Source organism: Limnohabitans sp. (assembly GCF_044361985.1).
In the GTDB taxonomy this organism is placed as follows: Bacteria; Pseudomonadota; Gammaproteobacteria; order Burkholderiales; family Burkholderiaceae_C; genus Limnohabitans_A.
The window spans coordinates 1-8,625 of sequence record NZ_JBIKHV010000087.1; the positions used below are offsets into that span (position 1 = coordinate 1).

The following is an 8,625-nucleotide window of genomic DNA, read 5'->3' on the forward strand; positions in this document are numbered from 1 at the left end:
CACACCAATGTAAGCATCACCGATTTTGCTGACTTTGCCCAACAGGCCACCAGCGGTCACGACTTCGTCACCTTTGGCCAAAGCCTCAATCATGCTGCGGTGCTCTTTTTGCTTTTTCATCTGGGGCCGGATCATGACGAAATACAAAACCGCAAACATCAGCAGCAAAGGCAGCATGCTCATGAGGGTGGACTGCATGTCTCCACCGGACGCGGCGGCTGGAGCGGTTTGGGCAAAAGCGGAAGAAATAAACATGGAAACTCCACAAAAAGGCAAATTCGGGATTGATCGGGGCAGCCAGTACAGACCGCGGACGAAGCCGCCATTGTATGCGGCGCTATGATGCCGCTTAAAAGCCTTTTGCCCCATCGGAATGCCCCGGCAAACCGTGCACCCCTGAAAGAGACACCCCCTTGAATTTGCGTTTGTGGGCCATGCTGGCCTTGTTGGGCAGCCTGGTGTCATTGGCTGTGGGTACCTCGTTTGCCAAAAGCCTGTTCCCCGCCTTGGGGGCCGAAGGCACCTCGGCTTACCGCATCGTTTTTGCAATGCTGATGCTGATGGCGGTGTTCCGTCCGTGGCGCCGTCAATGGGGCTGGGCCGACGCCCTGCCGCTGGGCCTGTACGGTGTCACGCTGGGCGTGATGAACCTGCTTTTTTACAGCGCCATCAAGACCATTCCGTTTGGTGTGGCCATTGCCATCGAATTCACCGGGCCACTGGCGGTTGCAATTTGGACCTCCAAAAAAGCCAGCGACTGGCTGTGGGTGGTTTTGGCGGCCACGGGTCTGGCATTGCTGCTTCCCCTGCCGGGTACCGATGCCGCCACCGCGCTTGACCCGCTGGGCATGGGCCTTGCCCTGGCGGCTGGCTTTTGCTGGGCGCTTTACATTGTGTTTGGACAACGGGTGGCCATGCGTTACGGCAGCATGGCCACGCCCATGGGCATGCTGGCAGCAGCGCTGGTGGTGGCACCCGTTGGCGTTTTCCACGCGGGCAGCGCCTTGCTGGATCCTCAATGGCTGATGGCCGGCTTGGCCGTGGCACTTTTGTCGAGCGCCATCCCTTACGCGCTGGAAATGTTTTCGCTCAACCACCTGCCCAAAAATACCTTCAGCATCTTGTTGAGCCTGGAGCCCGCTGTGGGCGCCCTGGCAGGCTGGCTGGTGCTGTCCGAGCGTTTGACACTGTTGCAAGGCCTGGCGATTGCGATGGTGATGGCCGCCTCCATGGGCACGGCCTGGTCAGCCGGGCGGCGCAAGGCACCCTCAGACGAGGGCCGAAGCGTTATTTAACTTCCGGCTTGGCCTCTGCTTTGGCCTCAGGCTTGGTCTCAGCTTTGGCATCGGCCGCTCCGGCGGCAGGTGCCACCGCATTGCCGGGCTTGCCCTCTTCGGCTTTGGCATCCACTTTCGGATCACGCCTGAGTTTTTCCAACTGTTTGAGCATCCAGCTGCGCTTTTCCAGTCGCTCTTGCTCTAGCCGGTCAAGTTCTTTCAGCCTCCTGGCGTGGTCGGCTTCGGCCTTCTCTTTGCGCTCCCTGGCTTGAACCACTTTGGCCTCTTGCGCTTCTTGCTCTTCGCGAATGCGCGCCTCTTCTTGCGCCTTGATGCTCGCGGCCTCTTCAGCCGCAAGCCGCGCTTTCAAGGCTTGTTCTTTCTTTTGGCGCCCGGCTTTGGCCGCCGCCGTCTCACGCACACCCGAGTCCCAGGCCTTGTCTTCGAGTTGCCGCTGAATCGCAGCTTCCCTGGAAATGGGCTGTGTCTTGCCGTTTTCGGTGGCGCTGAAATACCCCTCGCATTGGGTCTTCAAGCCACCGGGCAAAACACACGCAAAGCTTCGGGCGGTTTGCTCGCCCCAGGCTTTTTTGCGGGCTAAAAAGGCATCGCACTGGGTCAATGCCCGTTGAATTTTCCAGTCTTCGGGGCTGACCTGCTTGTCGTTCATGTCAAACCAGTCGTAACGCACACGGTCTGACTGCAAGGCTGAGCGCACGCATTCGGCCTTGGCCGGGACCATTTGGGAGAACACACCGGCCCAAACGGCACGCAACTGCGCATTGTCCGAGACCACCTGAAATTGCGCCTGGCCTTGCGTCGGGCAGGCATTGACCGCCACACCGTTGACGCGCTTGAACTTGCCACGCCAGGTCACGGTGACGGTTTGCGTGTCTTGCGGCTTGATGTCGATGCGCGCTTCAAAGTAGGGGGCCTGCACTTCGCGCTCTTGGGCTGGTCGCCCCTGAACCGATATGTCCAGGTTGCAAACTTGCTCGGCATTTTGCACATGCGCGGCAATCACCACCGCATTGGATTGCTCTGCCAACAACTGGTATTGGCCCGCCATGACCGGGCAAGCACACGCGAGCCATCCCAAAATGATGACTCCCAAGACCCTGCCCTTGATGGCGCGCCCACGGTTTGAAATTGAATGCATGACCTTGATGAATCGGATCAAGACGCCGATTCTTGATGGGGCGGTCACCGGCCCACAAATACAGGTTTGCGGCGCTCGGCAAATGCGGCGCGCCCTTCTGCAAAATCGGCACTGCGTGTGGTCATTTGCTCGCGCCCGCGCAGCAGGGCCTCGTCCATTTGCCCAGCAGCGATTTCATTCAATGATTTTTTGGTTTCCTGCGCGGCCAAAGGCGCCAAACTCAGAATGTCGCTGACCAATTGCGCCAAGACCCCGTCCCAATCGGGCAAGCCCACCATGGCTTCAAACAGGCCCAAGGCGTTCAACTGCTCGGCAGAAAATGCGCGCGCTGTCAAAAACGCCCGTTTGGCACCGGCCAGCCCAAAGCGGCTGACATAACGCTGTAAGCCACTCGCGTAGTAATGCAAGCCCAACGCAGTGGCGGGCATGCGCCACTCGATGCCCACCAGGCCAATGCACAAATCACAGGCCAGCACCACATCGGTGGCGCCACCGTACACGCTGCCATTCAGAGCGCAAACCGTCACGGGCCGAAGCTGGGCCAATGCATCCGGAATTTCCTCAAAAAAGATCGCGCCATGCCCAGGTTCGTCAAAACCACCGATGTCGTAGCCGGCACAAAAAACCGGTTTGGGGTGACCCGCCGTGTTGGCGGTCAACACCAGAACACGCACATCCTGGTCACGGTTGAGGGTTTCGAAATGCCCCAGCAAAACCTTCAGGTCGCCGTTTTCAAGACGATTGCGCCGCGCAGGCCGGTTCAGCGTGATGGTGGCGACGCCGTTGTCGATGTGCAAAACGGGGGGGGATGCGTGCTCAAGGGCAGGTGACATGTTTTGAATCCAATTCGGCAGGGGCCCAAACCGAATCGGTGGGGCTAAGCAGGGCTTGACAACAAAACGCCACCGCGAAGGGTGGCGAAGTTGAAAGTGGTGCGGCTGGCGGGGATCGAACCCACGACCCTTGGCTTCGGAGGCCAATACTCTATCCACTGAGCTACAGCCGCACGGCACGAAGCGAGTTGGATTATCACACGGCTGGTCTTTCTTGCTTGAGCTTGCAAGCCCAGTGAAGGGTGGGCCGCTATAATCTTGGGTTGATTCCGGTCAATCCCACAGGCCAAACGGCCCAGCCCCTACAAGAGGATCTCATGAGCGACAACAGCCACGATCAACACGAAGCGCACACCGGTCCGGTGAAAACGCCCAAGCAAATGCTTTTGCTGAGTCTGGCCTCTTTCATCATTCCGGTTTTCATCATCATCGGCTTGGTGTTTTATGTGACTTCCGCCAACAAGACGGCACCAGGCGCCAGCGATGCTGAAAAATCGGTGGCCCTGCGCATCCAGAAAGTGGGTACCGTCGAAATCCGCGATGCCAACCGCCCGCTGAAATCTGGCGAAGAAGTCTACAAAGCCCAATGTGCTGCTTGCCATGCCATCGGCGCTGCAGGTGCACCCAAATTTGCTGATACTGGCGCCTGGGGTGCCCGCATCAAGCAAGGTCTGGAGACTTTGGTCACGTCGGCGTTGAAAGGCAAAAACGCGATGGGCGCACAAGGCGGTGGTGATTTCAATGACACCGAAATCGCCCGTTCTGTGGTTTACATGGCCAACAATGCTGGCGCCAAATTTGAAGAGCCCAAAGCACCTGCCGCCGAAGGCGAGAAAAAGTAAGGCCCTGAGGGCTTGCAAAACAACCGATCCTTGGGGTCGGTTTTTTTATGTCTTGCTTTTGCCTTGCTTATGCTTTGCTGATGCCTTGTCCCTGCTGTGGACTGATGACGAATCCAAAGCGACCAGGTAACTCCTGAGCCAGACAGTCTTCAGGCTGCCAAAGCCCCTGCTCTATGGCTTGGGCCACCAAGACCACATCCCATGTGTGCACCAGACCCAAGCCCAAGCTGGTGTGCAAATAAACACGCCCGACTTCATCGACCAGACAGCCTAGAGCCTCTGCCTTTTGTCCTGTGTGCGAGGTGGGCTCAAAAATTTCGTTTAAACGCCACACGTGCGGCGCGACTTCCAGTTCGATGTAAACCCGCTGCGGGCCGTTTTGAAAAAACCAGCGCCCGAGTTCGTCGGCATCGTAATTGCGATGGATGAATTCAACCAATTTTTCATGCCTCAGCACAGAGCCTTTGGCGCCCTCTTGTCCGCTTTGGTAAGCCCCCAAGCCTTGCACGCGGTCATCCCGCATGTGCCAGTGACCGCGACTGTCCAAGCCCAGCCAGCCAAAGCAATCCGGCACATTAGGCCACTTGGCCATGGCTTGCCGAACAATGTCATCCATGGCGCGCCACCTCTGCATCCAGTGGCTGTCCACAAGCCGCCATGAGCCAGCCGCCTACCGCATTGGGTAAGCCTCTGACGTGGCTTGGCCACTGGCCTTGGGCGAAGCCGACATGACCGCCCTGCTCGGGCTGCCAGAGCGTGACCGATGTCGACACATCCGCTTGTTGCGGCAGGCTACTGGCTGGCACAAACGGGTCATTGCGAGCATTCAAGGCCAAGGCGGGCATGAAGATGTTTTTCATGAGGGGTTTGGCTGACGCCTTGGACCAGTAGTCGTCGGTGTCTTTGAAACCATGCAAAGGGGCCGTGAACACATTGTCAAAATCGTACAGGTCTGTCGCAGCCATGAGACGGTCTTTGTCAAACAGACCCGGGTGTTGGGCCCATTTGGCCAGGGCCTTGGGTTTCATGCTGTGTAAAAACATGCGGGTGTAAATCTGTCGGTTCAAGCCCTTGCCAATCGCCATGCCGCTTTGCACCAAATCAAGTGGTGAGCAAATCGAGGCGATCGCATCTGCGCTTTGCAAAGCCGACGCCCCTTGCAGACCCGCCCAGCGCATCAAGGCATTGCCGCCCAATGAGACCCCTGCAGCAACCAAAATCTTCCCACCCTGCGATTGGTGCTGGGTGCGCAAGCGTTGCAACACCCAGTCAATTTCTTGATGGTCGCCAGAGTGGTATGCACGGGGTGCAAGGTTGAGCTCGCCACTGCACCCACGAAAATGGGGCAATGCAAAGTTGAAGTCGTGTGCGGTGGCCCAGTCGGCAAATGCCTGTGCGTAATGGCTGTCCGATGAGCCTTCCAGGCCGTGAAAAAGCACCACCAGGGGTCGATTTGTGCAGCTTGCGGTTTGCCGATCAACATCGATGAAGTCGTTGTCTGGCGTTTGCCAACGCTCACGCAGTTTCGGCATGGCGGGCTCCCAGCGCCTGAGCGCATACAACGCAGGCCAAATGGTCTGGGCATGCCCACCGGGCAGCCATGCTGGGGCCCGGTAATGCATGGTCGTCAGTGCAACACCGTGGGCTTCAGACCCACATCAGCCGAGTCATTGGGCGTGCCGGGACTGGCATGGTGCGCCACCATGCGCCAGCCTTGCGGCATTTTTTGGTACACATTGGTGGCGATCACAAAGGCCTGTTTTGCACCTTGGGGGGTGATCACTTCGACCCTTTCTACAAGGTGGTGGACTGCGCAAGCCAGTGAAACCACTTTGTGGACACGTTCAGGATGGGCTTGCACACTGCCATTGGCAAACATGCCCTCAAACGTGGCGCGAATGGCACCTGGCCCAATCATCCTGGGCCCCCCTGGGTGCACGCAAACAATCTCGTCTTCTTCTGCCCAGCAGGCCATGAGTTGCTCGATGTCGGCGTTGTGGAGCGCCTCGTAAAAGCTTTGTTCGATGTCGTCAGGCGTTCCGCCCACGACGGCTGCTTGCAGTTTGGCTCGTTTCATGATCGTTTGAGTCTACACGGACCCTTGCGTGCGCTGGGCAACAAAAAACCCGGCCACATGAATGCACCGGGTTTTTTAATATTCCTGCAGCTATGCAAGAACGTCAGCTGAAAAATGTTTTATTTTTTCCGGTACTTGCGCAGGGCAGACAACTGCGCGGCCAACACAGCCAACTCGGACGTGGCGCGGGCCATGTCGATTTCGCTTTTGGCATTTTTCAAAGCTTCTTCTGCGGCGGCTTTGGCTGCATTGGCTTTCTCTTCGTCGAGGTCTTTACCGCGAATCGCGGTGTCAGACAGCACGGTGACACAGTCTGGCTGCACTTCCAGAATGCCGCCAGCCACGAAAACAAATTCCTCGCCGCCGTCAGCCGTCTCAATCCGAACCGAACCGGCCTTGATGCGGGTGATCAACGGGGTGTGGCGTGGGTAGATGCCCAGTTCGCCAGACTCGCCAGGCAAGGCCACGAATCGGGCTTCACCCGAGTAGATGGACTCTTCTGCACTGACCACATCAACGTGGATGGTGTTCATGTTTACTCCTTAAAAAGGCTGCGTTGAAGCGGGCTGCGGGGCAACTGGAAGCCGCCCCGTGGCGCTGCTTTACGCTGCCTTTTTGGCCTTTTCGAAAGCTTCGTCGATGGTACCGACCATGTAGAACGCTTGCTCTGGCAAGTGATCGCACTCGCCAGCCACAATCATTTTGAAACCACGAATGGTCTCGGCCAATGTGACGTACTTGCCAGGAGAGCCAGTGAACACTTCAGCCACGTGGAAAGGCTGCGACAGGAAACGCTGGATCTTGCGGGCACGGGCCACGGCCAACTTGTCTTCAGGGGCCAAGTCGTCCATACCCATGATGGCGATGATGTCGCGCAGCTCGCGGTAACGCTGCAGTGTGCCTTGCACAGCACGCGCTGTTTCGTAATGGTCCTGGCCAACGACCAATGGGTCCAGCTGGCGGCTGGTGGAGTCCAGCGGGTCCACGGCGGGGTAGATACCCAGCGAAGCGATGTCACGGGACAACACGACAGTGGAGTCCAAGTGGGCAAAGGTGGTGGCTGGCGATGGGTCGGTCAAGTCATCAGCAGGCACGTAAACGGCTTGGATGGAAGTGATCGAGCCGACCTTGGTCGAGGTGATACGTTCTTGCAAACGGCCCATTTCTTCGGCCAATGTAGGCTGGTAGCCCACAGCAGAAGGCATACGGCCCAACAAGGCGGAGACTTCGGTACCGGCCAAGGTGTAGCGGTAGATGTTGTCCACGAAGAACAACACGTCTTTGCCTTCGTCGCGGAAGGATTCGGCAATGGTCAGACCGGTCAAGGCGACGCGCAAACGGTTGCCTGGTGGCTCGTTCATCTGACCGTAGACCATGGCGACTTTGGACTCAGGGAGGTTCTCGAGGTTCACCACACCGGAATCGGCCATCTCGTGGTAGAAGTCGTTGCCTTCACGGGTACGCTCACCCACACCGGCGAACACGGACAAGCCGCTGTGCGCCTTGGCGATGTTGTTGATCAATTCCATCATGTTCACGGTCTTGCCCACACCGGCACCACCGAACAAGCCGACCTTGCCGCCTTTGGCGAACGGGCAAACCAGGTCAATCACCTTGATGCCGGTTTCCAGCAGTTCTTGTGAAGGGCTCAGTTCGTCGTAAGCAGGGGCTTTGCGGTGAATGGAGGCTGTCAGCTCTTGGCTCACAGGGCCACGTTCGTCGATGGGCGCACCCAGCACGTCCATGATGCGGCCCAGTGTGGCTTTGCCAACGGGCACGGTGATCGCTTTGCCCGTGTTGGACACCATCAGACCACGACGCAAACCGTCGGAAGAGCCGAGCGCAATGGTGCGCACGATGCCATCACCGAGTTGCTGCTGCACTTCAAGGGTCAGCGCGGAGCCGTCCATCTTGAGTGCGTCATAAATCTTGGGCATCTGGTTTCGTGGAAATTCCACGTCGACCACAGCGCCAATACATTGAACAATTTTTCCTTGGGCTTGCATTTTTCGCTCCAAATAATTTGAATTAGCTGAACTGGGAATCAACCGCTGATCGCGGCTGCGCCAGAGACGATTTCCGACAGTTCTTTGGTGATGGCGGCTTGACGGGTCTTGTTGTAGATGAGTTTGAGCTCACCAATCACATTGCCAGCGTTGTCTGTTGCGGCCTTCATGGCCACCATACGGGCGGCATGCTCGGAGGCCATGTTTTCAGCCACTGCTTGGTAGGCCAAGGCTTCTGCATAACGGACCAGCAATTCGTCAATGACCGTCTGGGCATCGGGCTCATAGATGTAGTCCCAGCCATGCGCTACAGCCCCTGCGGCCTTGGTTTCTGACGCCATCTTGGATGAAGACAGTGGCAGCAACTGGTCGATGGTTGGCACTTGCGCCATGGTGCTGACAAACTTGTTGTAGCAGAGGTACACGGCACT

At 57.8% G+C, this 8,625-nt stretch carries 11 protein-coding genes and 1 tRNA gene; 2 read left to right on the plus strand and 10 right to left on the minus strand.

The window, feature by feature from the left end; genetic code table 11:
- Positions 1-255 (minus strand): preprotein translocase subunit YajC (gene yajC, locus ACIQ3A_RS12130; RefSeq protein WP_396431992.1); only part of this gene is annotated, 255 nt, incomplete at its 3' end.
- Between the two features lie 179 nt (positions 256-434).
- On the opposite strand from yajC, the gene ACIQ3A_RS12135 reads away from it, so the two are divergent.
- Positions 435-1,295 carry an EamA family transporter gene (locus tag ACIQ3A_RS12135; protein ID WP_396432003.1) on the plus strand — a complete coding sequence of 287 codons (861 nt, stop codon included), beginning with the start codon at positions 435-437 and terminating at the stop codon, positions 1,293-1,295.
- Here ACIQ3A_RS12135 and ACIQ3A_RS12140 read toward each other — a convergent pair.
- The 3 genes from ACIQ3A_RS12140 to ACIQ3A_RS12150 all read right to left on the minus strand — a co-directional run bounded on the left by ACIQ3A_RS12140 (position 1,288) and on the right by ACIQ3A_RS12150 (position 3,442).
- Positions 1,288-2,436 carry a hypothetical protein gene (locus tag ACIQ3A_RS12140; RefSeq protein ID WP_396431993.1) on the minus strand — a complete coding sequence of 383 codons (1,149 nt, stop codon included), beginning with the start codon at positions 2,434-2,436 and terminating at the stop codon, positions 1,288-1,290. The two genes, ACIQ3A_RS12135 and ACIQ3A_RS12140, sit on opposite strands and share 8 nt — an antisense overlap.
- A 44-nt stretch (positions 2,437-2,480) precedes the next feature.
- Positions 2,481-3,269 carry an enoyl-CoA hydratase/isomerase family protein gene (locus tag ACIQ3A_RS12145; protein ID WP_396431994.1) on the minus strand — a complete coding sequence of 263 codons (789 nt, stop codon included), beginning with the start codon at positions 3,267-3,269 and terminating at the stop codon, positions 2,481-2,483.
- 97 nt (positions 3,270-3,366) lie between these two features.
- A tRNA-Arg gene (locus ACIQ3A_RS12150) sits at positions 3,367-3,442 on the minus strand.
- A 144-nt stretch (positions 3,443-3,586) separates the two neighbouring features.
- Here ACIQ3A_RS12150 and ACIQ3A_RS12155 point away from each other — a divergent pair.
- On the plus strand, positions 3,587-4,111 hold the full coding sequence (locus ACIQ3A_RS12155) for a c-type cytochrome (protein WP_396431996.1): 525 nt from the start codon (positions 3,587-3,589) through the stop codon (positions 4,109-4,111).
- A 67-nt stretch (positions 4,112-4,178) separates the two neighbouring features.
- On the opposite strand, the gene ACIQ3A_RS12160 is transcribed toward ACIQ3A_RS12155, so the two are convergent.
- From ACIQ3A_RS12160 to ACIQ3A_RS12185, 6 genes are all read right to left on the minus strand, one after another.
- A complete protein-coding gene (locus ACIQ3A_RS12160; RefSeq protein ID WP_396431997.1) occupies positions 4,179-4,727 on the minus strand; it encodes a DUF2946 family protein in 549 nt (182 codons plus the stop codon).
- A complete protein-coding gene (locus ACIQ3A_RS12165; protein WP_396431998.1) occupies positions 4,720-5,733 on the minus strand; it encodes a YheT family hydrolase in 1,014 nt (337 codons plus the stop codon). Before ACIQ3A_RS12165 ends, ACIQ3A_RS12160 begins: the two co-directional genes overlap by 8 nt.
- 5 nt (positions 5,734-5,738) lie before the next feature.
- Positions 5,739-6,188: a YybH family protein gene (locus ACIQ3A_RS12170; RefSeq protein WP_396431999.1), complete on the minus strand. Its 450-nt coding sequence runs from the start codon at positions 6,186-6,188 to the stop codon at positions 5,739-5,741.
- 119 nt (positions 6,189-6,307) lie between these two features.
- Positions 6,308-6,721: a F0F1 ATP synthase subunit epsilon gene (locus ACIQ3A_RS12175; protein ID WP_396432000.1), complete on the minus strand. Its 414-nt coding sequence runs from the start codon at positions 6,719-6,721 to the stop codon at positions 6,308-6,310.
- 69 nt (positions 6,722-6,790) lie between these two features.
- Entirely contained in the window at positions 6,791-8,194 is a 1,404-nt protein-coding gene (gene atpD, locus ACIQ3A_RS12180; protein ID WP_396432001.1) for a F0F1 ATP synthase subunit beta, read from the minus strand.
- A gap of 38 nt (positions 8,195-8,232) precedes the next feature.
- Positions 8,233-8,625: F0F1 ATP synthase subunit gamma (locus ACIQ3A_RS12185; RefSeq protein ID WP_396432002.1), on the minus strand; the 393-nt coding region annotated here is incomplete at its 5' end.

Bases quoted from the DNA above. Each gene is read 5' to 3' on its own strand.
- ACIQ3A_RS12135 (WP_396432003.1), top strand. From the start codon at position 435: ATGCTGGCCTTGTTGGGCAGCCTGGTGTCATTGGCTGTGGGTACCTCG.
- ACIQ3A_RS12140 (WP_396431993.1), bottom strand. From the start codon at position 2,436: ATGCATTCAATTTCAAACCGTGGGCGCGCCATCAAGGGCAGGGTCTTG.
- ACIQ3A_RS12145 (WP_396431994.1), bottom strand. From the start codon at position 3,269: ATGTCACCTGCCCTTGAGCACGCATCCCCCCCCGTTTTGCACATCGAC.
- ACIQ3A_RS12155 (WP_396431996.1), top strand. From the start codon at position 3,587: ATGAGCGACAACAGCCACGATCAACACGAAGCGCACACCGGTCCGGTG.
- ACIQ3A_RS12160 (WP_396431997.1), bottom strand. From the start codon at position 4,727: ATGGATGACATTGTTCGGCAAGCCATGGCCAAGTGGCCTAATGTGCCG.
- ACIQ3A_RS12165 (WP_396431998.1), bottom strand. From the start codon at position 5,733: ATGCATTACCGGGCCCCAGCATGGCTGCCCGGTGGGCATGCCCAGACC.
- ACIQ3A_RS12170 (WP_396431999.1), bottom strand. From the start codon at position 6,188: ATGAAACGAGCCAAACTGCAAGCAGCCGTCGTGGGCGGAACGCCTGAC.
- ACIQ3A_RS12175 (WP_396432000.1), bottom strand. From the start codon at position 6,721: ATGAACACCATCCACGTTGATGTGGTCAGTGCAGAAGAGTCCATCTAC.
- atpD (WP_396432001.1), bottom strand. From the start codon at position 8,194: ATGCAAGCCCAAGGAAAAATTGTTCAATGTATTGGCGCTGTGGTCGAC.